The sequence below is a fragment of the Olleya sp. KKT75 genome (assembly GCF_055635485.1).
In genome coordinates, this window is record NZ_CM145759.1 from 1,925,663 (window position 1) to 1,952,500 (window position 26,838).

26 protein-coding genes and 1 tRNA gene (1 of these 27 running past the window's edge) are annotated in these 26,838 nt (G+C 31.9%); 16 read left to right on the forward strand and 11 right to left on the reverse strand.

Annotated features, from left to right (window positions below; translation table 11 throughout):
* Positions 1–165: 165 nt before the first annotated feature.
* Positions 166–238 (forward strand) — tRNA-Gly (locus tag ACZ2G2_RS08405).
* Between the two features lie 32 nt (positions 239–270).
* Here ACZ2G2_RS08405 and pepE read toward each other — a convergent pair.
* A complete protein-coding gene (gene pepE / locus ACZ2G2_RS08410) occupies positions 271–978 on the reverse strand; it encodes a dipeptidase PepE (RefSeq protein ID WP_470391814.1) in 708 nt (235 codons plus the stop codon).
* Positions 979–1,087: 109 nt separating this feature from the next.
* Here pepE and ACZ2G2_RS08415 point away from each other — a divergent pair, with 109 nt between their 5' ends.
* The 5 genes from ACZ2G2_RS08415 to ACZ2G2_RS08435 all read left to right on the forward strand — a co-directional run bounded on the left by ACZ2G2_RS08415 (position 1,088) and on the right by ACZ2G2_RS08435 (position 6,016).
* Positions 1,088–1,900, forward strand: a complete 813-nt coding sequence (locus ACZ2G2_RS08415) for a carboxypeptidase-like regulatory domain-containing protein (RefSeq protein WP_470391815.1) — start codon at positions 1,088–1,090, stop codon at positions 1,898–1,900.
* Entirely contained in the window at positions 1,887–2,654 is a 768-nt protein-coding gene (locus ACZ2G2_RS08420; protein ID WP_470391816.1) for a hypothetical protein, read from the forward strand. Before ACZ2G2_RS08415 ends, ACZ2G2_RS08420 begins: the two co-directional genes overlap by 14 nt.
* Positions 2,655–2,715: 61 nt before the next feature.
* Positions 2,716–3,216, forward strand: a complete 501-nt coding sequence (locus ACZ2G2_RS08425) for a DUF6702 family protein (protein WP_470391817.1) — start codon at positions 2,716–2,718, stop codon at positions 3,214–3,216.
* 64 nt (positions 3,217–3,280) lie between these two features.
* Positions 3,281–5,593 carry a M1 family metallopeptidase gene (locus ACZ2G2_RS08430; protein WP_090842429.1) on the forward strand — a complete coding sequence of 771 codons (2,313 nt, stop codon included), beginning with the start codon at positions 3,281–3,283 and terminating at the stop codon, positions 5,591–5,593.
* 93 nt (positions 5,594–5,686) lie between these two features.
* On the forward strand, positions 5,687–6,016 hold the full coding sequence (locus tag ACZ2G2_RS08435; protein WP_218143726.1) for a thermonuclease family protein: 330 nt from the start codon (positions 5,687–5,689) through the stop codon (positions 6,014–6,016).
* 77 nt (positions 6,017–6,093) lie between these two features.
* Here the strand turns inward: ACZ2G2_RS08435 and ACZ2G2_RS08440 are convergent, their stop codons facing one another.
* The 3 genes from ACZ2G2_RS08440 to ACZ2G2_RS08450 are packed head-to-tail and all read right to left on the reverse strand — an operon-like array spanning position 6,094 to position 8,819.
* Positions 6,094–6,639, reverse strand: coding sequence for a DUF4136 domain-containing protein (locus ACZ2G2_RS08440; RefSeq protein WP_090842427.1), 546 nt, complete (start codon positions 6,637–6,639; stop codon positions 6,094–6,096).
* A gap of 12 nt (positions 6,640–6,651) precedes the next feature.
* Positions 6,652–8,637, reverse strand: coding sequence for a urocanate hydratase (locus ACZ2G2_RS08445; protein ID WP_090842425.1), 1,986 nt, complete (start codon positions 8,635–8,637; stop codon positions 6,652–6,654).
* A gap of 14 nt (positions 8,638–8,651) precedes the next feature.
* A complete protein-coding gene (locus ACZ2G2_RS08450; protein ID WP_157823449.1) occupies positions 8,652–8,819 on the reverse strand; it encodes a DUF5522 domain-containing protein in 168 nt (55 codons plus the stop codon).
* 47 nt (positions 8,820–8,866) lie between these two features.
* On the opposite strand from ACZ2G2_RS08450, the gene ACZ2G2_RS08455 reads away from it, so the two are divergent.
* From ACZ2G2_RS08455 to hemL, 4 genes are read left to right on the forward strand one after another with little or no spacing between them, the layout of a single operon-like run.
* Positions 8,867–9,205 (forward strand): hypothetical protein, encoded by a 339-nt coding sequence (locus tag ACZ2G2_RS08455; protein ID WP_090842423.1) that lies wholly within the window; start codon positions 8,867–8,869, stop codon positions 9,203–9,205.
* Positions 9,195–10,106 (forward strand): 1-aminocyclopropane-1-carboxylate deaminase/D-cysteine desulfhydrase, encoded by a 912-nt coding sequence (locus tag ACZ2G2_RS08460; RefSeq protein WP_470391818.1) that lies wholly within the window; start codon positions 9,195–9,197, stop codon positions 10,104–10,106. The genes ACZ2G2_RS08455 and ACZ2G2_RS08460 overlap by 11 nt, the downstream gene beginning before the upstream one ends.
* A gap of 3 nt (positions 10,107–10,109) precedes the next feature.
* A complete protein-coding gene (locus tag ACZ2G2_RS08465; RefSeq protein WP_282070428.1) occupies positions 10,110–10,919 on the forward strand; it encodes a glucosaminidase domain-containing protein in 810 nt (269 codons plus the stop codon).
* Between the two features lie 5 nt (positions 10,920–10,924).
* The gene (gene hemL / locus ACZ2G2_RS08470) at positions 10,925–12,202 is read left to right on the forward strand and encodes a glutamate-1-semialdehyde 2,1-aminomutase (RefSeq protein WP_470391819.1); all 1,278 of its coding nucleotides are present in this window, start codon (positions 10,925–10,927) and stop codon (positions 12,200–12,202) included.
* 73 nt (positions 12,203–12,275) lie between these two features.
* On the opposite strand, the gene ACZ2G2_RS08475 is transcribed toward hemL, so the two are convergent.
* The 3 genes from ACZ2G2_RS08475 to ACZ2G2_RS08485 all read right to left on the reverse strand — a co-directional run bounded on the left by ACZ2G2_RS08475 (position 12,276) and on the right by ACZ2G2_RS08485 (position 14,844).
* Entirely contained in the window at positions 12,276–12,632 is a 357-nt protein-coding gene (locus tag ACZ2G2_RS08475; RefSeq protein ID WP_101203840.1) for a hypothetical protein, read from the reverse strand.
* A gap of 120 nt (positions 12,633–12,752) precedes the next feature.
* Entirely contained in the window at positions 12,753–13,250 is a 498-nt protein-coding gene (locus ACZ2G2_RS08480) for a hypothetical protein (RefSeq protein ID WP_470391820.1), read from the reverse strand.
* A 79-nt stretch (positions 13,251–13,329) separates the two neighbouring features.
* On the reverse strand, positions 13,330–14,844 hold the full coding sequence (locus ACZ2G2_RS08485) for a tetratricopeptide repeat protein (RefSeq protein ID WP_470391821.1): 1,515 nt from the start codon (positions 14,842–14,844) through the stop codon (positions 13,330–13,332).
* A 151-nt stretch (positions 14,845–14,995) separates the two neighbouring features.
* Here ACZ2G2_RS08485 and ACZ2G2_RS08490 point away from each other — a divergent pair, with 151 nt between their 5' ends.
* The 4 genes from ACZ2G2_RS08490 (at position 14,996) to ACZ2G2_RS08505 (ending at position 17,689) form a co-directional block, all read left to right on the forward strand.
* Entirely contained in the window at positions 14,996–15,154 is a 159-nt protein-coding gene (locus tag ACZ2G2_RS08490) for a hypothetical protein (protein WP_157823448.1), read from the forward strand.
* Positions 15,155–15,240: 86 nt separating this feature from the next.
* On the forward strand, positions 15,241–15,723 hold the full coding sequence (gene yiaA, locus ACZ2G2_RS08495; protein ID WP_470391822.1) for an inner membrane protein YiaA: 483 nt from the start codon (positions 15,241–15,243) through the stop codon (positions 15,721–15,723).
* A gap of 102 nt (positions 15,724–15,825) precedes the next feature.
* On the forward strand, positions 15,826–17,115 hold the full coding sequence (locus tag ACZ2G2_RS08500; RefSeq protein WP_470391823.1) for a DUF2157 domain-containing protein: 1,290 nt from the start codon (positions 15,826–15,828) through the stop codon (positions 17,113–17,115).
* A gap of 1 nt (position 17,116) precedes the next feature.
* Positions 17,117–17,689, forward strand: coding sequence for a GDYXXLXY domain-containing protein (locus ACZ2G2_RS08505; RefSeq protein WP_470391824.1), 573 nt, complete (start codon positions 17,117–17,119; stop codon positions 17,687–17,689).
* A gap of 487 nt (positions 17,690–18,176) precedes the next feature.
* On the opposite strand, the gene lysS is transcribed toward ACZ2G2_RS08505, so the two are convergent.
* Entirely contained in the window at positions 18,177–19,868 is a 1,692-nt protein-coding gene (gene lysS, locus ACZ2G2_RS08510) for a lysine--tRNA ligase (protein WP_470391825.1), read from the reverse strand.
* 291 nt (positions 19,869–20,159) lie between these two features.
* Between lysS and lipB the strand changes: the two genes are divergently transcribed.
* Positions 20,160–20,861, forward strand: coding sequence for a lipoyl(octanoyl) transferase LipB (gene lipB / locus ACZ2G2_RS08515; RefSeq protein WP_470391826.1), 702 nt, complete (start codon positions 20,160–20,162; stop codon positions 20,859–20,861).
* A 72-nt stretch (positions 20,862–20,933) separates the two neighbouring features.
* On the opposite strand, the gene ACZ2G2_RS08520 is transcribed toward lipB, so the two are convergent.
* The 3 genes from ACZ2G2_RS08520 to ACZ2G2_RS08530 all read right to left on the reverse strand — a co-directional run bounded on the left by ACZ2G2_RS08520 (position 20,934) and on the right by ACZ2G2_RS08530 (position 25,147).
* Positions 20,934–21,983 (reverse strand): nucleoid-associated protein, encoded by a 1,050-nt coding sequence (locus ACZ2G2_RS08520; protein WP_470391827.1) that lies wholly within the window; start codon positions 21,981–21,983, stop codon positions 20,934–20,936.
* A gap of 111 nt (positions 21,984–22,094) precedes the next feature.
* A complete protein-coding gene (locus tag ACZ2G2_RS08525) occupies positions 22,095–24,515 on the reverse strand; it encodes a ribonuclease HII (RefSeq protein ID WP_470391828.1) in 2,421 nt (806 codons plus the stop codon).
* Between the two features lie 32 nt (positions 24,516–24,547).
* Positions 24,548–25,147: a ribonuclease HII gene (locus ACZ2G2_RS08530; RefSeq protein ID WP_090842391.1), complete on the reverse strand. Its 600-nt coding sequence runs from the start codon at positions 25,145–25,147 to the stop codon at positions 24,548–24,550.
* 146 nt (positions 25,148–25,293) lie between these two features.
* Between ACZ2G2_RS08530 and ACZ2G2_RS08535 the strand changes: the two genes are divergently transcribed.
* On the forward strand, positions 25,294–26,838 hold the 5' portion of the coding sequence (locus ACZ2G2_RS08535; RefSeq protein WP_470391829.1) for a putative porin. It continues 423 nt past the right edge of the window; the window shows 1,545 of its 1,968 coding nt (coding positions 1–1,545); its start codon is at positions 25,294–25,296; the stop codon falls past the right edge of the window.

Here is a 26,838-nt window from a genome sequence, read left to right on the forward strand (position 1 = left end):
GATTTTAAACCGAAAATAAGAATGATTCCTTGTTTTTTAAGTAAAATAGTTCTATTTATTGGGCGGTAATCGGTGAAAAGCAAATAAATCGGTTAAAAAACATAAAAAATAATTGAAATAATTGTTTGTATATTGGAAATAAGTTCTATTTTTGCCATCGGAAATGCGAGAGTAGCTCAGTTGGTAGAGCGTCAGCCTTCCAAGCTGAATGTCGCCAGTTCGAACCTGGTCTCTCGCTCTAAAAGCTTCATCATAACGATGAAGCTTTTTTTATTTCAATTCATTTAAAAAAGTTCCTGTTTCTACTTCATAAGGTTCGCTGTCATATTCAAAAATTCTTGCAGTTAATGTGCCTTTAAGTTCAATAGACTGCCCATTTACTTTTAGCCAACTACCTTCACGTAATCCAACGACTGGTTGTGTGTTAAATTGATGAAACTCTTTTATTCTAGTTTCTCTAGTTTCTCCCATGTGTGTACTGTTGGTGTCGGGATCCAAATAATGAGGATTAATATTAAAAGGCACGAACCCTAAAGTTTTAAAGCTTGGAGGATACACAATTGGCATATCATTAGTGGTACGGATATTTAATCCACAAATGTTGCTTCCAGCGCTAGTTCCTAAATAGGGTGTTCCGCTATTGATAGCGCTTTTTAATTGCTCTAATAATTTGTATTGATACAATGAGCTAACTAAGACAAACGTGTTTCCGCCACCTGTAAATATCCCTTTTGCATTGGCAATAGCTTCAGCAGGATTTTTAAAGGTGTGTAAACCTGTAACTTTTATATCAATTTTAGCAAAAGCTTCTGCTGCTTTTTTTGTGTAATCATCATGAGATATACCACTTGGGCGTGCGTAGGGAATAAAAATAATGTCTTTTATATCTTTAAAGTGAATTTTTAAAGCGTCAAGTAAATAATCAAGATAGGCACCTGAATGCAAGGTTGAAGTACTTGCTATTAATAATTGTTTCATAAATATAGTTTTTGTAAATTTAGTTATTAGAAGCTTTTAACAAAAGATTATAGAGGCTTTACATTAACATTAAGAGTAAAAGTTTTTAATTTACGTAAAATCAACCAACATGAAATCATATTTAATTGCATTTTTATTATTGACCTTTAGTTTTGCGTCAGCTCAAGACTCTACACGAGTAGAAATAAAAGGTAAAATTATTATTGATTCTCCCGACGTAGAAGGTATCACGGTGTATAATTCATCTTCTAATAGAGGGACTATTACTGATGAAAAAGGTGAATTTACTATAAAAGCCATGTTGAATGATAAAATTAGTGTGGCCGCACTTCAGTTTAAAGATTTTAATGTTGTGGTAGCACAAGAAGTTATAGATTTTAAGCAAATGAATGTCTACTTAGTAGAGCAAGTTAATAAGTTAGATGAAGTTGTTATTTTACCTTATAATTTAACAGGTATTTTAAAGGAAGATGTGTCAAGTGTAAAAACATTTAACGCTAATATGGATGCTATTTACTTTGGTGTTGATGATATTAGTTTGTACGAATTTGCAGATGACTCTTATAGTAAAGTTGATAACTTAGCCGCAATGAGTCAAAACGAAAGAATAAGATACCAAGCAGATGTTATTGCTATTCTAGATGGTTTGGTTGGTTTGATTTTTAAAAAGAAAGACAAGAAGAATAGAAATAATAATAGTACAGAGCCAATAGAGGTTTTAGCATTGTCTGATGTTTATAATCACGATTATTATACTCTAAATTTTAAAATACCAGAAGATCAGGTAGAAGCTTTTATAGCTTTTGTGGAAACTAGTGATTTTGATAGCACGCTTTTAGATAAAGGAAAAGAGATGGAGCTAATTGAGCATCTTAACTCAGAAAGTAAAAAATTTTTAAAGACAACCATTGAAAAAGACTAAGCTAATTTCAAGGTTAGTTTGTTTTTTTATTATCTCTACAGTCCATGCTCAAAAATTTGAGTTGTCTGGATTAATAGATGGGGATGATGATGTTGAGGGGGTACATATTTTAAATAAAACATCCCTGACCAATGCAACATCGGACGTTAAAGGTGCTTTTACCATATCTGCAAAAGTAAATGACACTATAATATTTACCGCAATACAATACAAAACGTTGTTTAGGGTAGTTACTGATAGTGATATAGCGTTAAAATCTTTACAAGTAAAATTAGAGGTTTTTGTTAACGAATTGGACGAGGTTTACCTAGCTAGATCGTTATCTGGAAACTTAACGGATGATGTTCTAACTTCTACAGCTAAACCTAAAATTAATTTTTACGACGTCGGAATTCCTGGTTATAAAGGCAAGCAAAAAACACAATCCGAGAGGCGTTTGTTTGAAGCCACGACAGGTGGAGGAATAATTCCTTTAAATCCAATTATCAATGCAATAACTGGACGTACTAAAAGATTAAAGGCACAAATACAATTAGAAAACGACGATGCTTTGTTGGCCAGGTTAAAGGATGATTTGTCGATTGATTTTTTTAAAACTCATCCGCTGGAGGAAAAGCATCATGTAGAGTTTTTCTATTTTGTACAAGAAGACCCAGATTTTAGAAGTAAGTGCAGTAAGAATAACTTAGATGCTTTTGCGTTTTTCAAAAAAAAATTAGAGCAATACAAGCTAAATTTATCAGAAAAAGAATAAAATAACAATTGGAATGCTTTTTGTCATTATTCAATTAAATTTGTAATTATAATTAAACTTCATGAAGCCATTTAAATATATTTTATTAGTTAGCTTGTTTGCGTTGTTCTCTTTTTCAGGGATACATAAATACTATGTTAGTATTACGCAAATCGAATATGTAAAAGAGAAGCAATCGGTACAGATAATATCACGAATTTTTGTCGATGATATCGAAAAATTGATTCGTAAACGTTATGATGAAAAGGTGACATTAAATGATGGTCAAGACGAGGCAATAATTGATAGTTATATAAAGAAGTATCTTTTAGAAAAGATGTTTATCAACATTAACGGAACACCAGCAATGTTGAAATTTATAGGAAAAGAGTATGATGATGACATTATGCGCTGTTATCTAGAAATTGAAAATGTAGCCTCTATTAAAAGTATTGAGATTCAAAACAAGGTCTTATTTGATATTTTTGAAGATCAAAAAAATATTGTACGAAACAATATTAATGGTAAAAACAAGACTTTTGTTTTAATACCACAGAAAGATAAAGGTTTGTTAAACTTTTAACAAACATTTTATTCAACGTTAATTTTTGTTAAATTCACGTCCTTAAAGTAACAACCACTCACAAATGAAAAAACTAAAGTATTTATTTCTTTCAGCATTTTTTGTGTCTATAAGTGCCTTTGCACAAGACCAAAAAGAAGATAAGAAAGAGCCTCAGCAAGGTCACACAAACAACAACAAGTTCAAGCAGTTGTATGAAGAGTTTTCAACGCCTAATATGTATAGAGCAGCTTCGGGTGCTCCAGGTGCTGCTTACTACCAGCAACAAGCAGATTATAAGATGGACTTAGAGCTTGATGATGTTAATGCAAAATTATCAGGTTACGAAACTATTACGTATACTAACAATTCGCCAGATAACCTAAGTTATTTATGGGTTCAGTTAGATCAAAATATGCGTGCTAAAGATTCAAAAACACCATTAATTAGTGATGATTCTGCACAGCCTGCAACAACACCAGGTAGTTTTGCAAATAGCTATTTAACGGAAGCTTTTGACGGTGGATTTAATATCCAAGAAGTAAAAGATTCTAAAGGTCGTGCTTTACCGCATATGATTAACCGCACAATGATGCGTGTTGAAATGCCAACAGCATTAAAGTCTGGAGAATCATTTTCTTTTTCTATCAAATGGTGGTACAACATCAATGATCACGTAAATGGTAGAGGACGTTCTGGATACGAGTATTTTCCAGAAGATGATAACAGAGCATACGTTATTGCACAATTCTACCCAAGAATGGCAGTATATAATGATGTAGAAGGATGGCAAAATTCTCAATTCTGGGGACGTGATGAGTTTGCATTACCTTTCGGAAATTTTGAAGTAAATATTACAGTACCTGCAGATCATATTTTAGATGGTACAGGTAAATTGACAAATAGAAAAGACGTGTTCTCAAAAGATATGATGAAACGTTATGAGCAAGCTAAAAAATCTTATGATGAGCCTGTTGTTATAGTAACACAAGACGAAGCAATTGCTAAGTTAAGTACAAAATCAACAAAGACTAAAACATGGAAGTTATATGCAGAAAATGTACGTGACTTTGGTTTTGCAACGTCAAGACGTTACATCTGGGATATGATGAGTGTTAAGATTGGTGGTAAAGATGTTATGGCTGTATCATTATATGGTAAAGAAGGAAACCCATTATGGGAAGACTGGTCTACTAAAGCAGTAGCAAGTACATTAAAGTCTTACTCGCGTATGACTTTTGACTACCCTTACCATAAAGCAATATCTGTACATGCTAAAGAGCAAGGAATGGAGTATCCAATGATCTGTTGGAATTATGGTCGTCCTGATAAAGAAGGAAACTATAATGATAGAACTAAGTTTGGTATGATGTCTGTAATTATTCATGAAGTAGGGCATAACTTTTTTCCTATGATTGTAAATAGTGACGAGCGTCAATGGACTTGGATGGATGAAGGTTTAAATACATTTGTACAGTACGTAGCAGAACAAGATTTTGGAAAGTGGTATCCAGCAGCATTGTCTGAAGGACAAACAGCTTATCCATCACGTCGTGGACCAGCAGCAAATATTGTAAGATACATGGGTGGTGATCAAGATTATATTGCACCAATAATGACTAAAGGATTAAATACTTACCAGTTTGGTAATAACGCATACAGCAAGCCGGGAACAGCTTTAAATATTCTTCGTGAAACAGTAATGGGAGAGGAGTTATTTGACTATGCTTTTAGAGAATACGCACAACGTTGGATGTTTAAGCACCCAACTCCAGAAGATTTTTTCCGTACAATGGAAGATGCATCTGCAGTAGATTTAGATTGGTATTGGAGAGGATGGTTTTACACAACAGACTATGTTGATATAGGTGTAAAAGACGTAAAAAAGTATTTTGTATCTAATGAGCCTAATGCTGAAATCAAAAAAATAGCAGAACAAAGAGGGATGAAGTTAAGTGACTTACCACCTTTAGTATATTTTGTAGAAGAAGGAAGTGAAGATTTTAATGCGAGTTTAAAAGGTAAAACAGCTTTAGAAAATTCAGCAACTTTAAACGAATATATTATGGACAACTTTACGCCTGCTGAAAGAGCTAAAATAAAAGAACCAAAATTCTTTTACAAAGTAACTTTTGAAAAGCCAGGTGGATTAGTGATGCCAATTATAGTTGAGTACACTTATGCTGATGGAACATCAAAAACGGAAACGTATCCAGCACAAATTTGGAGACTTAACGATAAAGAAGTTAGTAAGACTTTAGCAACCGAAAAAGAGCTAGTAAGTATTACTGTAGATCCTAAATTAGAAACAGCAGATGTGGATGTTTCTAATAACTCTTGGCCAAGAGAAGTAAAGGCTAGTGAGTTTGATAAATTTAAAGATCAAAACAAAAACTAAATAACTAGTTTGTTATAATATTTAAAAGCCCTTAAAACATATGTTTTAAGGGCTTTTTATATTTTGTATATTTATCAATATAAAAAAAATATTATGTATACATATAAAGCTAAAATAATAGCAGTTTACGACGGTGATACTGTAACAGCAATTGTTGATTTAGGTTTTTTACACTCTCAAGAAATGAAATTACGTCTATACGGAATTGATACACCCGAGTTAAGAGGAGCTGAAAAAGTAGAGGGTAAAAAAGTGAGAGATATTGTACGAAGTATGATTTTGGATAAAGAGGTTATAATACGGACATATAAAGACAAACAAGGTAAATATGGGCGTTATTTGGGAGATATAGTTTTAGAAGATGGATTAAACCTTAATCAGTGGTTAATTGATAATGGTCATGCTAAACCTTATTTACTGTAAAATAAAAAAGCGACTACCTGTTTAAAGTAGTCGCTTTTTTAAAAACATATAATGATTAATATAAATCTATTATAAAATTATTTCTCCATTCCCGGAGGATATTTCTCCATTATTTTAGCAACAAACTCCTTGATGCGTTCTTCTTTCTTTTCTACATTTTTAGAAAGGTAACCGGTACCTTGTCCTTGCCAAACCAATTCTTTTTTATTAGCATCAATTAAATCTACAAATAATACGCCTTGTGTAGATGTTGATATATTTGGTTGCGAATTCCAACCCCATCCCCAACGTGGTCCGCCCCAACCCCAAGCGCCTGCGCCCCAAGAGTTATTGTATACATCAACACGTTGATTAGATTTTGTAAAGATGCTAACTAATACGTCTGGCTTTTCAGACTTAGTAAACCCTTTTGCTAATAATTCAGATTCAATAGCACGAAGAATTCTTCGTTTGTCTAAATCACTGATTTCAGCTTTGTCTATTCCTGATTTAAAAAATGCAAAGGTTTTGTAATTGTTAAAATCTACAGCTTTGTCATAATCGGCAGCAACTTTAACAGAACTACAAGATGTTAGTGCTATAGCGACTAACACGATAGGTAACAGTTTCATAATTTTTTTCATAGCAGTATTGTTTTAAAGTGAATTTAATAAATCTTCATCAACTAGATTTGGTAACGTTACTCTTAAATTAGGTTCAATAGCCATAGCGCGTTTTATTGCAAAAATAGCTTCGTCATTTCTGGCCCAACTTCGTCTTGAAATACCATTATTAACGTCCCAAAATAGCATTTGTTTTAATCGTTTTGATGCTTCCTTACTACCATCAAGAACCATACCAAATCCACCGTTAACAACTTCTCCCCAGCCAACACCACCACCGTTGTGTATACTTACCCAAGTAGCGCCTCTAAAACTATCGCCTATTACGTTTTGAATAGCCATATCTGCTGTAAATCTTGAGCCATCATAGATGTTAGAAGTCTCACGATACGGGCTGTCTGTTCCTGATACATCATGATGATCTCGTCCTAATATTACAGTATCAATCTCTCCGTTTTTGATAGCTTGGTTAAAAGCTTCGGCAATTTTCATACGTCCTTCTGCATCAGCATACAATATTCTTGCTTGAGAGCCTACAACTAGTTTGTTGGCTTGTGCACCTTTAATCCATTGGATATTATCAGCCATTTGTTGCTGGATTTCTGGAGGTGATTGTTTTTTGATGTCTTCTAATACTTGACAAGCAATAGCGTCTGTTTTTGCTAAATCTTCAGGTTTTCCTGACGCACAAACCCATCTAAAAGGACCAAAACCATAATCAAAACACATAGGGCCCATAATATCTTGTACGTAACTTGGGTATCTAAAATCAATACCATTCTCAGCCATTATATCTGCTCCTGCTCTAGATGCTTCTAGTAAAAAGGCATTACCGTAATCAAAAAAGTATGTTCCTTTTGCAGTATGTTTATTAATAGCAGCAGTATGACGTCTTAATGTTTCTTGAACCTTTTCTTTAAATAATTCAGGATTGTCAGCCATCATTACATTAGCCTCTTTAAAAGATAGATCTGCAGGATAATATCCTCCAGCCCATGGATTGTGTAAAGAGGTTTGATCACTTCCAAGATCAATATGGATATTTGCTTTGTCAAAGGTTTCCCAAACGTCTACAATGTTTCCTAAGTAGGCAATTGATATGGTTTCTTTTTCGGCTTTAGCCTTAATAACACGATCTACTAATTGGTTTAAATCGGTAATTTTCTCATCAATCCATCCTTGATCCAAACGGACTTGCGTGATTTTTGGATTAACTTCAGCACAGACAGTAATACAACCCGCTATATTACCAGCTTTTGGTTGTGCACCAGACATTCCGCCTAATCCTGAAGTCACAAATAAGTTTCCTTTAGGTTCTTTTTTAATTTTTCTAAAACCATTCAATACGGTAATGGTCGTACCATGTACAATACCTTGTGGACCAATATACATGTAACTCCCGGCAGTCATTTGACCATATTGTGTTACACCTAGGGCATTAAATTTTTCCCAATCATCCGGTTTAGAATAGTTAGGGATCATCATACCGTTAGTAACAACAACTCTTGGGGCTTCTTTGTGTGATGGGAATAACCCCATTGGGTGTCCAGAGTACATGGTTAGTGTTTGCTCGTCATTCATTTCTGCCAAATACTTCATGGTTAGTCGGTATTGTGCCCAATTAGAAAATACAGCACCATTACCACCATAAGTAATTAACTCGTGTGGGTGTTGTGCCACAGCATAATCCAAGTTGTTTTGTATCATTAACATAATCGCTGCGGCTTGTTTTGATTGCGCAGGATAGTCGTTAATAGGTCTAGCGTACATTTTGTAATCTGGTCTTAAACGGTACATATAGATACGACCATACGTATCCAATTCATTTTTAAACTCAGGTAGTAATGTTGCATGATGTTTTTTGTCAAAATAACGAAGCGCATTTTTTAAAGCTAACGTTTCTTCAGCTTTACTTAAAATAGACTTACGTTTTGGTGCGTGATTTATGTTAGCATCAAAAGGTTTTGGTTGTGGTAATTGGTTAGGGATACCTTCTAATATTTGGTCTTTAAATGTCATAGTATGTACTGACTTTAGTTGTTTTTAGTCGCATTTGTTTTAGCATCATATCCATACGGACAATGTCTGCAACCGCTCTCGCAACAATACCCGCGTTTTAAATGGTATTGCTCTGTAAAACAGCGATATCCTTCAGGTGTTAAGTAGTAATCACCGTCTTCTATTGGAATTATCTTCTTCATATCACAAAGATAACGTAAATTGGTGTACATTTTGAGATGTATAAATTATGATAATAGTATCTAAATTTTTAGTGCCAAAGGGTTATACTGGAATGACCGTTTTTCCTTTTATTTTTTTAAAAAATAAAGGATTAAAACACAGTAAAACGCTTATTAATCATGAGAAAATTCATCTTAGACAACAATTAGAAATGTTAATACTACCGTTTTATATATGGTATGTGTTAGAGTTTTTAATACGTTATTATCAACATAAAAATTGGTTTTTAGCATATAAAAACTTGAGTTTTGAAAGAGAGGCGTATTGTAATGATACTAACTTAGTGTATTTAAAATCAAGACCATTTTGGCAATTTTTAAAGTATCTTAGCAAGCATGAAATTTAAGCCTGAACTTAGTGTCAATCAAAAAATAGAGCTTCCTTTTAAAAGTTCGGTCTCATTATACCTAAAACGTGAGGATTTAATACATCCTATAATTTCTGGAAATAAGTACAGAAAGTTAAAGTATAATATCGCTTTCGCTGAAAAACATAAGTATGATACCTTGCTTACTTTTGGTGGAGCTTTTTCTAATCATATCGCAGCTACTGCAGAAGCAGGTCGTGTATTTGGTTTTAAAACAATAGGCGTTATTCGAGGAGAAGAATTACGAGACAAGATTTTAGATAACCCTACATTGCGATTTGCACAAGATTGTGGTATGACGTTTAAGTTTATAAGTAGAGAGCATTTTAGGTTAAAATCTACACAGTCTATTATTGAAAAACTAAAAAGAGAGTTTGGTGATTTTTATCAAATTCCGGAAGGTGGTACTAATGATTTGGCTGTAAAAGGTTGCAAAGAGATCTTAAATCAAGCTGATTTTGATTTTAATTATATCTGTTCTTCAGTTGGTACAGGTGGGACATTGGCAGGATTAATTAATGTCTCTAAACCAGAGCAACAAGTTTTAGGTTTTTCGGCTTTAAAAGGCGACTTTTTAAAAGAAGATATTAGTAAATTTGCAGCACAGTCCAATTGGAAGTTAGTTACCGATTATCATTTTGGAGGCTACGCTAAGATAAATGCAGATTTAGTTGCGTTTATTAATCAGTTTAAAGCGGAGCAACAAATAGCACTAGACCCAGTATATACAGGTAAACTGTTATTTGGAATTTTTGATTTAATTAAGAATGGGTATTTTGAGGACAATGCAAAAATACTTGCAATCCATACAGGTGGCTTGCAAGGTGTAGAAGGCATGAATAAAAGACTAAAAAAGAAACAACAACAATTAATATTATAGTAAATGAAAAAAATAATAGCCATTCTTTGTATTACACTCTTAATTGTGAGTTGTGGATCATCCAAGAAAACAACCACCAAAAAAGGAAAACAAAATACGGTTAAGGTTGATAGAAAGAAAAAGAAAGCTGAAAAAGAAACTGAAGTCGTTGTTGTAGAAGAAGAAGCTATTACCGAAACTCCGGAAGTTTATGCAAATAAAACAGAAGAATATATTGCTATTTTTAGTGATATTGCTCAAAATGAAATGCGCAACTATCAAATACCTGCAAGTATAACTCTAGCACAGGGAATCTTAGAATCAGGTTCTGGAAGTGGACGTTTGTCTGTAGAGGCTAATAATCATTTTGGAATTAAGTGTCACGAGTGGACAGGTGCTAAGATTTACCATGATGACGATGCATCTCAAGAATGTTTTAGAAAGTATAAAAACGCAAAATATAGTTTTAGAGATCACTCTTTGTTTTTGACGGAGCGTAAACGTTACTCTAAGTTATTTGAATTAGAAAAAGATGATTATGAAGGTTGGGCAAAAGGCTTAAGAGCAGCGGGCTATGCAACCGATAGAAAATATCCAAACAAGCTAATTAGCTTAATAGAGCGTTACCAGTTATATCGTTTTGATGCTGACGTTTTAGGTAAAGAATCAAAAGTTAGTGATAAACATGCTGTAGTAAAAGGAGACACATTGTATTCTATCTCTAGAAAATATAACATTTCTGTTACCGAATTAAAATCGTTGAATAGTTTAGATGGCAACGATTTATTTGTTGGACAGATTTTATTTGTAAAACCAATTCCAAAAGATTATTAAGGTTTATGATTTATAAACGTAGTAGTGCTTTGTTTGCTGAAGCAGAGAAAGTAATTCCTGGAGGTGTAAACTCTCCAGTCCGTGCATTTAAAGCAGTAGGTGGGACACCTATTTTTGTTAAAGAAGCTAAAGGCGCTTATTTGTATGATGAAGATGGTAACCAATTAATAGATTATATCGCATCATGGGGGCCAATGATTTTAGGTCACGCACACAAACCAGTGGTTGACGCAGTTATTGATAAAGCTAAAAAAGGAACATCCTTTGGTATGCCTACTGAAATTGAAACCAAAATTGCTGAGTTAGCAGTATCAATGGTGCCAAATATTGATAAGATTCGTTTTGTTAATTCTGGAACAGAAGCTTGTATGAGTGCTGTTAGATTAGCAAGAGGGTATACTAATAAAGATAAGATTATCAAATTTGCTGGTTGTTATCATGGGCACTCAGATTCGTTTTTAATACAAGCGGGTAGTGGTGCAGTAACTTTTGGATCACCAAATAGTCCAGGAGTAACACAAGGTACCGCTAAAGATACATTGTTGGCTAAATACAACGATTTGGCTAATGTAGAAGCTTTAATTGAAGCTAACAAAAACGAAATTGCTTGTATTATAATAGAGCCAGTTGCTGGTAATATGGGATGTATTCCTCCAAAAGCAGGTTTTTTAGAAGGGTTAAGACAATTGTGTGATGCTAATAATATTTTATTGGTATTTGATGAGGTTATGACTGGATTTAGATTAGCTAAAGGTGGTGCTCAAGAATTATTAGGTATTAAAGCAGATATTGTGTGTTTTGGTAAAGTAATAGGAGGTGGTTTACCTGTAGGTGCTTTTGCAGCTAAGGCTGAAATTATGGATCATTTAGCGCCTTTAGGACCAGTATATCAAGCAGGAACATTAAGTGGTAATCCATTAGCTATGGCTGCGGGATTAGCAATGTTAGAAGAATTAAATACGGGTGATGTGTTTTCAAGTTTAGCTAAGAAAACGGAATACCTACATAAAGGTATTGCTGAGGTTTTAGAACGATTAAAAGTAACACATACTATAAACAGATTAGGATCTATGATGTCTGTGCATTTTAGTGAAGGTCAAGTTGTAGATTTTGAAACGTCTGCTAAAGGAAACAACGAAACATTTAAAACTTTTTTCCATGGGATGCTTAATCAGGGTATCTATTTAGCACCAAGTGCTTTTGAAAGTTGGTTTTTAAATGACGCACTTTCATACAAGGATTTAGATAAAACTATTGCAGCTTGTGAATCTGTCTTTAGTTAATAGAAAATTTTAGACACTAAAAAAGCCGATTATAAATTTATAATCGGCTTTTTTTATATGTAGTATTGCTAAATTATTCAGTTTCAGATTGACCTGATAATTCTAAATATTTAGTGTATTGTTCGCTGTTAAGTACTTCATTCATTTGAGAAGATAAACGATCGTTGATTTTCTTTTCTAACGCGCTATACTCAGTCGTACCTGTTTCAAAAGAGCTGTTTAGCGTTTCTGATTTTGCATAAAATTCTTGGAATGCAGGATACATTAATTCTTGAGTAGGTTTGTTCGCTTTTAAAGCTTTACCAAGCTCAACCGTTTTTGTTAGTGCTGCAGTAGTGACTTCTGCACTAAATTTTTGTTGTGCGCTAGCAGTGTTAGTTGCTAAAAATAAACCAAATACAAAAAGACAAAGCGTAATTATTTTTTTCATTGTGTAAGAGTTAATTAATTATACTCTCAAAGTAACACTTTTAGTTTAATAATCGCAAATAAAAAAGACGCTGAATAGATAATCAGCGTCTTTTTTCCTTAAAATGTGAATATTTCCTAATTATTCATCAGTTTCGGTACTCTTTTTCTCACCTTTCCCGTGTTTTCTTTCGCCTTTTTTATTATGCTTACGTCCATGGTTTCTTTTCATTTCTGATTTTTCCCACTTTTCATATTGGTCAGCATTTAAGATGTCTTTCATCTGTTTTTTAGTTGCTATTTGTGCATCTAATTTAGCATTCATTCTTTTAAGTTTTTCTTCTTTAGTTGGTTTTGTTTTTTCAGAATCTGCTTTTTTGTCTGCATGCTTTTTAAAGTGCTCTTTTCTTTGCTTTGCATTTTCTAAATTTAAAGCCATAACTTTTGTTTGTTGTGCTTCTGTTAAATCTAAATGCAAAGTCATTTTTTTAGTTTTTAACTCTGCCATTTCTTTTGGTTCAAGTTTCATGCGTTTTTCCAAACGTTCTTTTTTGTTTTCTTGACGTTTTTCGCTACTGTTATCTTGTGCATTTGCTTGAAATGTAATTAAAGCTAATGCTAGTATTGCTAATTTTTTCATTTGTATCTTATTTTAAATTGTTATACTTCTAAGACCCGCTATTTTCCAAAAGGTTTAATAAGTGCTTGTTTTTTAGCTTTTAATTAACATTGGTTTTTGCCATTTCTACAAGTTCTAAAGTGATGGTGTATAGTGGTTTGTTTTCCATTTTACTTTTTAACCAAGCGTAAAAACTCATTACAAAAATATCTTCTTGTTGGGCATCAACCCAAATAAAAGCACTTTCTATTCTAGCTTTAAATGTTGTAGTGGTTACAATATTTGGGTCTTTAAAATATAATTCGACAAAGCTTAAATACGTGATAACTCGATTTTGATTAATTTGTTTTAAATAGGAGTAGTATTGACGTTTAAAACTACGTAGTCTAGAGTCTACTAAATCGATGTGCTCTAATTCTATTTGTATTATAATGTCTATTAAGTTTTTTTTAATAACCCATTCTTTTCCTGCTTTAGTTTCGTAATAAGCATCGGTATGATAAAAGGTAGCCATAACTTGATTTGCTTTTTTATAGTCGTCATGTTGCACATGTGTCATTATTAAGCATAAGTGAATGTCTAGTTGGCTTTCTATATCTTGATGTTTTAGTCTAGTGCTTTCTTCTAGTAAGGCAATAGCTTCTGTTTGTTGGTTGGTGTAATTAAATGTTAAACCTTTTAATAGGTTGTGTTTTAATATAAAGGTATTGAAGTGTTTTTTTTGATTGCTTTTTAATTGTATTTCCATTGCATTTAAGTACTGCGAAGCTTCGTCAAATTTCTTGTTCCTAAATAAAGTATTAGCAATCATATATAGTATTTGAATATGATAATAAGTTTGTTTTTCTCGATTTTTATATGATTTTAAAGTGGTGTAATGTTTTAATAAAAAGGATTCTATTTTATAATAGTCATTGGTTACAAAAGCAGATAAGCTAACAATACTTATAATTTGATATAGCGCTTTAAATGTAATAGCATTTTCTAAATTTATATTATGTTCTTCCAGAGTATTGTTTAGTAATGTTTCTAGATCTAAGACCACACCTTTATAGTTTATGTTGTTAAGTGTTTGTCTAATTTTTGCATATACTATATTTAGTTGGTCTTCTGTATAGGCATTATGTTGGTTATTTTTAAAAGCTGTAATATAATGTTCTAGTTTATCTTGTGGTTGTGAGTAGGAGTATTGAATTTTTGTGTGATAAATTTCATTCAAAATAGAAAACAAAGCATGTTCTATTGCTATTGTTTCAGCTTTAGCTAATAATTTATAGGCTGTTTTATATTGCTTTTTGGTAAGGCAGGCTCTAGCAGTGATTAGTAGTTTTATTAATTGCATTTCCACAGTGCTTTCGTCTGCCAGATGTTTGTTGGCTATAAAATCTATAACAGATTGATATAAACGTTTTCTTAAAGCATGATATGCTCCTTTTTTCTGACTACCATAAAGTGTATTACAAATGGTAAATGTGTCCATGTCTTTATCTTGAAGTAACTTGTAGAGTTGTATGTTTTTGGTATCGCTTCTTTTGTTCTTTTTTTCTAGAAACGATATAAACTGTTGTTGTTCTTCATTAGAAAATGTAGAAATTAAGCTGTTTAAATCGGTCATTTAATCGTCATTATTTGGTTAAAAATAATTCTTTAAATAAGATTAATTCTATTTTTTATCTAAAATATATCGTCAGTTTTATTTTAAATCTGTTTTTATATAACTGTTTACCCGTTGCATCTTTGTCGTGTAATCAACAAATCAAAACATCATGAAAACATTTTTTAAAGCAACACTTATCGTTTTATTTTTTAGCGTCTTACTAGCTAACAGAATGGAGATTCAGAATTATTTAATAGACAGCTATCAATCTTATGTAGCAGACTTAAGTAGTCATACAGGAAGTAAGGTGAGTTATTTAGGTGTCTAAAGCAAATTAGTTTTATACGTCTTATCAAATTAAAGACATAATGTCTCAAACTTTATTTAAACAATAATTATCAAAAACAAAATATTATGGATTATCAAACAACAGTTTCAATCAATGAAGACCAAAAGTCTAAAAAGCCTAAAAAAAAGGCAACAACATATAATACAAAACCTACTCCAGCATTTGTAGGAGCGTCTTGGACAGCTTTATGTCTTGGTATGGTTTCGTATTGTATTGGATTATGGAATGCAAATATGCTTCTAAATGAAAAAGGGTATTATTTTACTATCTTGCTTTTTGGATTATTTTCTGTAATATCTGTACAGAAATCAGTGAGAGATAAGCTAGAAAATGTACCAGTAACAGAAATTTATTACGGTATAAGTTGGTTTACGTCTGTTACAGCAATCGCATTATTAGTTATTGGATTGTGGAATGCAGATCTAGAACTTAGCGAAAAAGGGTTTTATGGTATGTCATTTACCTTAAGTCTTTTTGCGGCTATTGCAGTGCAAAAAAATACTCGAGATATTGCCTTTTTATCAAATGAGAAAACAGACAATGTTTAATATTTTGTTTTGATGATTGGTTAATGTGATGGTTAACCTAAAGCCTCGTGACGGATGTTACGAGGTTTTTAATCAAAATTTAATTAATTAAAACCATTAAAAATGAGTACAAAATTTATAAATACATTACCAGAATTAATAACAAATCAGATAATATCTGAAGACACTGCATTACGAATAGAACGTTACTTTGAGTCTAAAGAAGCCGAAGCGCCTAATAAGTTATTTGTAGTATTTGGTATTTTAGGATCTTTATTAATAGGGTCTGGAATAATATTACTATTTGCCCATAATTGGGAATATTTGCCTAAGATGATCAAAACGGTATTGTCTTTTATCCCTTTGATCATTGGACAATTGCTAGTTGGTTTTTCTATTTTTAAAAAGAAGAGTCAGACATGGAAAGAAGCATCAGGTGTCTTTCTGTTTTTTGGAGTAGGAGCTGCAATTGCTTTAATTGGTCAGATTTATAATGTGCCAGGCAATTTAGAAGGCTATTTATTAACATGGATTGCGCTATGTTTACCTTTAGTTTATTTACTTAAATCAAAAGTGTTAGCAATATTACATCTTGTTTTTGCAACTTATTATACTTGTTTAGTCGGGTATTTTGGTAATGGACAGATACCATGGTTGTATTTGGTTATGTTATTAGGTATAATTCCTTTTTATTACAACGTCATTAAAAATGAAGCAGCTTCTAATGGGTTTTCTTTACTTAATTGGTTATTCCCATTAAGTTTGACCATTACATTTGGAGCTTTTTTAGATGTTTCAAGCAGTATATTGTATCTGGTTTTTATATTGTTTTTTGGGTTGCTTTACAATATTGGGCAATTACCTTATTTAAAAATTCTAAAACTTAGAAAAAACGGTTACTTAGCAATTGGATCTCTTGGTGTAGTTGTTACACTTCTTTTAGCTTCTTTTCATAGATTTTGGTCGGGAGACTTTAATTATGAGTATTATAGTGCATCAAATTTTTACGTTCCAATACTTTTGATCACGCTAACATTAGTAACTCTAGTCTATAGTCACATAAAAGATAGCTTAAAACCATTTAACTTGTTTAGATATGTATTTGCATTATATTTAATTGTTTTTATTGTTAGTAGTTATTATGCAACTGCGGGATTAGTATTAATTAACTTTTTAATACTTGGTTTAGGTATTACAACAGTAAAGACGGGAGTGGATAAATATCATTTCGGAATCTTAAACTATGGTTTACTTATTATAACCGCTTTAATTAGTTTTAGGTTTTTTGATACAAACATGAGCTTTGTTATTCGAGGCTTATTATTTATAACTATAGGAGTCGGTTTCTTTAGCGCAAATTACGTCATGCTTAAAAAGCAGAAATCAAATCAAAACAAATCTTTAAACAATTAAGATGAAAACAATATATCTATTTATACTTTTTGTGGTTTTGGCTTTAATTCAATTGAGTGTGCCAGCTGCCATGGTTTTTAAAAACCAATCTGTTTTAAATTCAGGAACAGCTTATAAATTTAAAACACGCCCTATTGATCCAACAGATCCTTTTAGAGGGAAGTACATTACGCTGTCTTTTGATATGAATAAAGTTGCCACAATAGATACATTATGGGAAAATCGTAGTGATATCTATGTGTATCTAAAAACAGATAGTTTAGGTTATGCTGCTGTAAAATCGGTAAGTCCATTTAAAACAAATACTGATGACGATTTTGTAATTGCTCAAACTTATGGCTATTACCAAAAAAGTAATGTTATTGACTTTATGCTACCTTTTGATAGGTTTTATATGGAAGAAAGTAAAGCGTATCCAGCCGAAATGGCTTATAGAAAAGCTAGCAGACAAGGTTTGTCAAATAATACTTATGCATTGGTCTATGTTAAAAACGGATATTCTGTTTTAGAAGATGTGTTTATTAATGACGTACCAATAGGGACTTATGTCGAATTGCAAAAGACGACTGATTAATTGATTGTTTTACTAAATATAACAGATTTTAGACGTGTTGTATAGTATCATAATTACATTAATTTATGTCGTAAAGAGTTGATTAAGAGTGTGTTTGTTGCTATTTTGTGTTTTTTGACCTATAAAAACAACCAATCATCGAATTTCAAATAACATTAAGAGTTTTGAATTGGTAAATAGTTGTTAGTGTGCTAATTTTATTACAAGATAATTAAGTACACAGACCTATGACGTTTTCAAATTTGATGATATTTTTAATTTTAGCACTTGTATTTGTAGTAATTATAAGAAGCCTTGGCGTTATGTCTAAAATTAAAACATCAAGACAAATGGGGATAAAACTTTCTAATAGAAATTGGTACTATAAATTCTTATCTAAAAATTTTCTAAAGAATTTACCCTCATAAATAGACACTAGAACAAAAAAAAGGAACTACAGTTATGTAGTTCCTTTTTTTGTTTAAACCAATTTGGTTATTTGTAGTAGTTAAACAACTTCTACAAATAGTCCATCATCAGTTTTGTTTACTTTGGCAACGCCTAATTTGGTTAAACCTTTTATAGTTTTATCCCACTTCTTATTACTTAATCCAGATTGATCTTTAAGTGCGTTTAATTCTATTGGACTAGTCGTTTTTAATAAAGCAAGTACCGCTTTTTCTTCCTCATTCATTGGTGCTGCTTTCTTCTCAGGTCGCATTTGAGGGAAAAATAATACTTCTTGTATAGATTGATTGTTAGTTAAAAACATAATTAATCTATCCATTCCAATTCCCATTCCAGATGTTGGAGGCATACCGTATTCTAAAGCACGTAAAAAGTCTTCATCTATAAATTCTGTTGCTTCATCATCACCTTTAGCTGCCAATTTTAATTGGTGCTCAAAACGTTGACGCTGGTCTATTGGATCATTAAGTTCAGAATAAGCATTTGCTATTTCTTTACCACAAACCATGAGTTCAAAACGTTCCGTTAATTCAGGGTTTTCTCTGTGTTCTTTACATAATGGACTCATTTCTTTTGGATAGTCCGTAATAAATGTAGGTTGGATGTAGTTTCCTTCACATTTTTCACCAAAAATTTCATCAATCAGCTTTCCTTTACCCATGGTTGCGTCTACGCTAATGCCCATGCCTTTTGCTGCTGTTCTTATTTCGTCTTCTGTTTTTCCTGTAATATCAAATCCAGTAAAGTGCTTAATAGAGTCTGCCATAGTAACTCTTGCATAAGGTGCTTTAAAGTCTATTTTATGATCTCCAAAAGTAGCTTCAGATGTTCCGTTTACGGCTATAGCACAATGTTCTAGAAGTTGTTCGCAAAAGTCCATCATCCAATTGTAGTCTTTGTAGGCTACATAAATTTCCATTGCTGTAAATTCAGGATTGTGTGTTCTGTCCATTCCTTCATTACGGAAGTTTTTAGAAAACTCATAAACACCATCAAAACCACCAACAATTAATCGTTTTAGGTATAACTCGTTAGCAATACGCATATATAATGGTATGTCTAAACTGTTATGGTGTGTAATAAAAGGTCTTGCAGCTGCTCCACCAGGAATTGGTTGTAATATTGGTGTTTCTACTTCAAAATAACCGGAGTCATTAAAAAAGCTACGCATAGCATTAAATAACTTAGTACGTTTTATAAAAACATCTTTAACATGTGGGTTTACAGCTAAGTCAGCATAACGTTGTCTGTAACGCATTTCTGGGTCTGTAAACGCATCGTAAGTTTTTCCGTCTTTTTGTTTTGGAATTGGTAGTGGTTTTAAAGATTTACTTAGTAAAGAAAACCCTTTAACTAATATTGTTTTTTCTCCAACTTGTGTTGTAAACAATTCACCTTCAATACCAACAAAATCTCCTAAGTCTAATAATTTTTTAAAGACAACATTATATTGGTCTTTATCCTCTCCAGGACAAATTTCGTCTCTGTTAAAATATAACTGTATACGTCCTTCAGAATCTTGTAATTGTGCAAAAGATGCTTTTCCTTGAATGTTAATTGCCATCAATCTACCAGCAACAACTACCTGTTTGCCTTCTTTGAATTCCTGTTTAATCTGTTTAGAATTGTCAGAAACAGGATATAAATCTGCTGGATAAGGGTTGATACCTAACTCGCGTAATTTTGCAAGTTTTTCTCTACGTACGAGCTCTTGCTCAGATAATTGTGACATAGTTTTATTGTAAAAAAAAATTAAGGCACAAAGATAAGCGTTTGTAACAAAAAATAAGTGATAACATCAAATAAGTACACCGTCAAACTATTAAATTTTTTATTAGTTATATCAGGTGTTTTTTGCACCTTGTTATATAACGACTTAAAAACACTGTTTGTCTCGGTGTTAATTATATAAGGATTGTATTTTGAGTATCATTAAAGCTCTGACTGGTTGTTGTAATTTCGGGATGTGTAATATTCAATAATCTTGAAAGATATATTGTATCTTTGTACCATTAATTTTGTTATGAATAAAACGATACAACTACAGGATTTAGGGACAAAAGACTTTAAAGAAACTTGGGATTACCAAGAGCAACTATTTAAAGGGATTTTAGATACTAAAATAAAAAATAGAAGAGAAGCTGCGGGTTTAGAAACAGAGAATTTCTTTCTGTTTGTGGAGCATCCTCATGTATATACTTTAGGTAAGAGCGGTGATATGTCTAACTTGTTGTTAAATGAAGACCAACTAAAAGCTAAAGGTGCTACATTTTATAAAATAAACAGAGGGGGAGATATTACATATCATGGTCCTGGTCAAATTGTAGGATATCCTATTTTAGATTTGGATAATTTTTTTACTGATATACATAAGTATTTACGTTTTTTAGAAGAGGTTATTATTTTAACCTTGGATGAGTACGGTATAAGAGCTACTCGAAGCGAAGGCGAAACTGGTGTTTGGCTTGACGTTGGAACACCTTTTGCACGTAAAATTTGTGCTATGGGTGTTAGAGCAAGTCGATGGGTGACTATGCACGGATTTGCACTTAACGTGAATGCTAACCTAGGGTATTTTGATAATATTATTCCTTGTGGTATTAGAGGTAAAGCAGTAAGTTCTTTAAATGTAGAACTTGGTGTTAAAGAAGTAGATGAAGCAGAAGTAAAAGCAAAAATATTAAAACACTTTAGTAAAATGTTTGAGGCTGAGTTTAAGCAATAATAATTACTATATACCCTAAGTATGGTTATGTATCAAAACCAAACTTAGGGTATTAGAAATCATTTTAAAGTATTATGCTTCTGCATTAAAAAACACTTTATAGTAGTGCATTTTTTTATCTTCGTCATAACCGCGTTCTAAATATTCTTGCGCAGCATCGGGAGAATCTATATCTAATTTAATTTGGATGTTAGTATCCAATTTAATGTCTGTTTTAATTTTCTTTTTATCCTTCTTAACTACAGCTTCAGCAAGATCAAATTGATTTCTTAATAATACATTTTGTTCTCCTTCATATTCTTTTTTGAAATCTTCAAATAACTGTATGTGATTTTCTTCAGTAAAGACTTCTTCTTTAAAACGTTCAACGTTTATAATTTCGTTCTCCTTAAAATAGTCGATTGTTTTTGCTAAAAAGATATTGCGTTCTTGTTCTCCAAAACTTGTCTTTAAAATCTCAGTAGAAAACTCACTGCACATATCTAAGTAGTTATGTGTGTGATTATTCATATCATCAGCATATTTTATGTTTAGAAAACGATCTAACCAGTATTGTGCATCATAACTGTTGTTGTCGACACTCAAAATAATGTTACCTTCCATGTCTGTTTGATTTAAAATCAAACACCCTTTGTCAACTTTTTTGGACGAGATTCCTTTTTGTACTAAAACGTCATAGCTACTATCCTCTAAAAAGGTTTGAAAGAAATTTGTTTTGTTTTCAATTTTAAATATTCCAATAGCATTGGTAACCATTTCTTTGTATTCAATACCTTCAAAAACAGCAACCAAAACATCTCCGGTTTTTATTTGTGCAGAATTACTTTGTTCAAACAAATGCTTAACTATGTTTTTAGACATCTCGACAAATGCATCATCGTCATTAAAGATTTGTTTACTGTAAGAGTTAATCTCGTTAAGCTCCACATTGGCGTGGTGATTAAATCGGTAACTCTGGACAACGCTTCCAAATGGCCTTAGTAAAAAGGGTAGCATAAGCTCATAACTCTCTTCGTCAAAATGAACTTCTTTCTCAGAAAATGCATTTTTTGTGTCGTTATGTTTGTTACCAACCTTGTGAATTATAAATTTTGAAATGGTAGCGAGTTTACGTGTAATCATCTTTAAAATTGAAGTTTGTATTCAGTTACAATGTTACTAAATTAAGCAGAAATAATGCGTAAAAAAACCGAAGACTTTGCTTCGGTTTTTAATAATCTTAATTTTAAATACTTAGTTTATTTTGTAAACTAGTATAGAATTATTTTCGCCTTTAGTAACAAACTCTAAATTAGAATCTTTGTCAATGTTCTTTAAATCTATAGCAGATGTGCCATAAACAGGAAAGTTGTCTTGCAACACACCATTGCTATCATAAAGTAGTACTTTTTGAGTTTGTTTATCCGTAGTGGAAATGTATATTTTATTGTCTATCAAAAATAACAGAGCAGGGGTATAGGTTCCAAAGTCTAACTCTAAAGTGTGATCTTTAATGTTTAAGATGTTATTACTTTGAGAAACTAATGTTTTTGTAGTAGAAACTAGACTATTATTATCTGTTAGGTTTTTATCCATTACAGATACGGCGCCTTTAGTGGTTATTGTTGCTAGTTTTCCTTCTTTTGTTGTTGTTATAAAATCAGAATTATAATCAAAAACAGGTTGATTAGAATAGCTTAAGTTTGTTTTAGGTGTAACTCTAGTTTTACCTCGTCTATCCAGAATATACAATTTATGCTCTGTTTTAAATACTAAATAATCTTTTCTGCCAATCCTAATATGTTGTGGTTGACTATTAAAATCTTCTTTTGCAGATTTAAAATTAAAACCTTTGACCTTTTTTCCTCTTCCGTCATATAGTAATACGTTTTTACCTTGAGTAACAAACAGTCTGTATTTTTTTCGTTTATCGTAATCAAAAACAGATAATGGTTGTGTGATTTGATCTGAAAACTTCATAGGGAATGGCTTGACATCATTCCCATTTCGGTCCAATACATAAACACGGTTTGGAGTTGCGAAGGCATATTGCAAGCGTCCATTTTTATACATATCTATTTGTTCAATACGACCTAAAACAGGGCCATGTAGTTGTTTTTTCCAAAGTATTTTTCCGTCATTAGTTATCAAATACAGCTTATTTGTGACATCCTGAACAATAATATTTTGTTGCTTAGTGCGATAGTTTTTTACAAATTGAGGTGTGTTAAATACGTCATTGTCAAGTTTGATGTTAAATATTTCGGTAATAGAATTTTCAGCAACCGTATTTTTGCTTTGTTTTATTATGGCATTAAAATGCGCGAAATCACCATCGTATATAAATTGAAAAGCTGAGCTTTTATATTTACTAAAATCTAAATCTTGCTTTGTGTTTAGATTAGAGGTTACCAATTGTTCTAAATTGGTTGGATTTAAGACTTGCAGTATTGAGGCTTGACTACTTAATCCTGCGCTAATATCTTTATAATAGGGACGATCGTTTAATGTGGTTTGATTCTGGTAATTAATTATTATATTTTCTAAAGCATCTGTGTTTGATGCAAAAATTATAAACTGATTAATTATGCAGTATTTTGTTGCTTTATCTAAAGTAATAAATGGTTTTAATTGCTCTTTAAATAAGTCTGGTTTAGAAAATTTGTAAAGATTTACACCTCTAAAATCTTCTATCTTTTCTTGCTCACTTAGCAGTGCTTCTTTTGTAGCAATGACATCAATCGTGTTTAGTACAACAACACTAGTAGTGTCAGTATATATTTCTCCAAATTCAATAATATTGTCAAAAAGGGTGGTGTTTTTAGTAATAGTATCTACTGTATTAAAGCGGTCTAAGTTGTCTTTAAAAACACTAAACTCATTAAAAGTGATACTCAAAAAACCATCGCTATTAGAAGGTGTGATTTGCGCTAGTTGATTATCTTGTGGTAGAGTATTTTTAAAAACATTAATTAAACTAGAGCTGTCGGTTGCTTTTGTAATTCCGGTTAACACTAATTCATTTTGACTAACTTCTGTGTCAAAAGTTAGGTTGTTTGTTAGTGTCTTAAAAGGAATCGTGGTGTTTTTAAAAATGTGTTTTAAACTACCGTTGTTTAAATACACAGAAAACGAAGCATCTTTATCTTGAGTTTGTATTATTTTTTTTACTGAAGCATTTTTAGTATTTCCATTAAATAAGTCTTCTAAATGGGTAGTGTTGTTAGATCCTATTAATAAATCACCTTGTTTCGAAACATATATTGTTTGTTTGTCAATGTTTACTTTTTCAACAGCTAGACCTTTTAATTGATAGGGCTCGCGCGTAATTTTAAGGCTGTCTAAAGTAAATACTGAATCCGTTAATTTGGTTACAAAACTATAAGTTAGGCTGTCTTTTTGATCCTTAAATAAGTTAATGTAAAAAGGTTGTTGGCTTTTTATTTGGTTTAAAAAATTTAAGGTCTCAGTAAAGGTCTTGTAGTGTTCTGTTTTAGATAAAGATTCAATAAAATTGTTGTTACCAGTGTTGCTCTTAAAATTGTCTAAATTATTAATAGTTAAAACAAAATCAGAATCAGCATAAATAAAGTCTTCCATTGTGTTTTTTTCTGGTGCAGATTCACAAGAAAAAATCAATAAAATTATAAGAAAACTATACCAAGAGTGTTTCATAAAAGGCGTCATATTTATACAAATATAGTAAGTTACAGTTCTAATTTCAATTGTTCGGGTAATAGTCTAAAGGATTTTCGGTGGTATTTTGTGGCACCATATTTTCTAATGGCTTCTCTGTGTTGTTTTGTGGGGTAGCCCTTATTTTGTTTCCAGTTATACATCGGAAATTCTTCATGGATTTTATTCATGTATTCATCACGGTATGTTTTTGCTAAAACGGATGCTGCAGCAATACTCATATATTTACCGTCTCCTTTAATAATGGTTTCTGAAGGGATGTCCTTATAAGGTTTAAATCTATTACCATCAACAATTATAAATTCAGGTGTTTTTGGCATGGCTTCAATAGCGTTGTGCATGGCCAAAATAGAAGCGTTTAATATGTTTATCTCGTCAATAGTATCTTCATAAACATGGCTAAAACCAAAACATAGGGCTTGTTCCTCAATTATTGGACGCAATAAATCTCTTTTTTTTTCGCTAATTTGTTTAGAGTCATTTAATATGGCATTTTTAAATCTAGGTTTCAAAATTACTGCAGCAGCAGTGACAGGACCAGCAAGACAACCGCGACCAGCTTCATCTGTTCCGCACTCTAATTTATGTTTTGTATATTTTAACTTAAGCATTAAATAAAAATGAAGGTTTAACGTTATACTATATTCAATTTTGTGCCTTTCTTGACAGAAAGCACAAAACCATAAAGATATTTGCTATTTTTGGCAAAAATAAATGTTTCAGATTTAAATTAAAGGTCTAAAATAGTCACCATTTAATGAAAAAAATAATTTTCTCTTTTCTTTTAACCGCTTTTGTAAGCATAGCTTATGCTCAAAAGCCTACACTTAAAAAATCTTTAAACTCAGATTCTAGTGTAAACGCATCTAATACGCAAGATAGCACTAAGTCTAAAAGATCAAACACAAATAAAAGCGAAAAGCAAAAAGCAATAATCTCAGAGTATTTGATTATTTCTTCAGTAAGAGACACAACTTATCTAGATACAACGTTAAGTATTAATAAGGAGTATAAATATAATTATTTAAGACGTGATAATTTTGGGCTAATGCCATTTGCTAACGTTGGACAAACATATAATAGTCTAACATATAATTTTGAAAACACCAATCAACTTCCTGGATTTGGAGCAAGGTCTAAACATTTTAATTACCTAAATGCAGACGATGTTAATTACTATCATGCACCAACACCACTAACAGAGCTTTATTTTAAGACAGCATTCACCCAAGGCCAGCAGTTAGATGCATTCTTTACAACAAATACATCAAGACAATTTAATTTGTCAATAGGGTATAAGGGATTGCGATCATTAGGTTTTTATCAAAACTCATTAAGTAGTTCTGGTAATTTAAGGATTACAGCAAGCTATAAAACAAAAAATAAAAGGTATGTTTTAAACACGCATTTTACATCTCAAGATATATTAAATCAAGAAAATGGTGGATTAAAAGACGATAATATAGCATTTTTCGAATCCGGAGATCCCGATTTTGATGACAGGGGAGTCTTAGAAGTTAATTTTGAAGATGCAGAAAACCTGTTATTAGGTAAGCGTTTTTATTTAAACCATAGCTATGATTTAGTACAAGCAAAGGATTCAGTAAGTTCAAACAAAATCCAACTAGCACATGTTATGACGTTAGAGGATAAAATTTATACCTACGATCAAACAACAGCCAACACAGATTATTTCGGAGACTCCTTTCAAACTAGTAATATAAAGGACAGAACAGAGCTAGAGCAATTTACCAATCAACTACAATTAAACTATAGTAATTCAACATTAGGTAACATTCAATTTAATGCGACTCACAATAATTACAATTACGGTTATAATAAAATTGTGCTTCTTGATCAAAATGTAATTCCTAATAGATTAAAAGGAGATGTTTTATCTGTAGGAGCAAAATATAATAAGCAATACAAAGGATTTAATTTAAGAGGAGATGCAGGATTAAATGTGTCTGGAGATTTTGACGGAAACTATATTTCCGGTACAGCGTCTTATCTGTTAAATAAAGATCTTAAAGTGTCTGCAAATATTAACCATAATTCGGTTGCTCCAAATTTCAACACCCTATTATTTCAAAGTAGTTACAAAAACTATAACTGGCGCAATCAATTTGACAATATAAAAACACAACAATTAGTATTTAAGGTGCAGTCTAATAAATACGCAAATTTAACCCTGGACTTAAATACAATAAACGACTACGTGTATTTTGCAAAAAACGACGAGGATGGTGTCAAAGCATTTCAAAGTACAAACCCGATAACGTATTTAAAAGTTAAGCTTCAA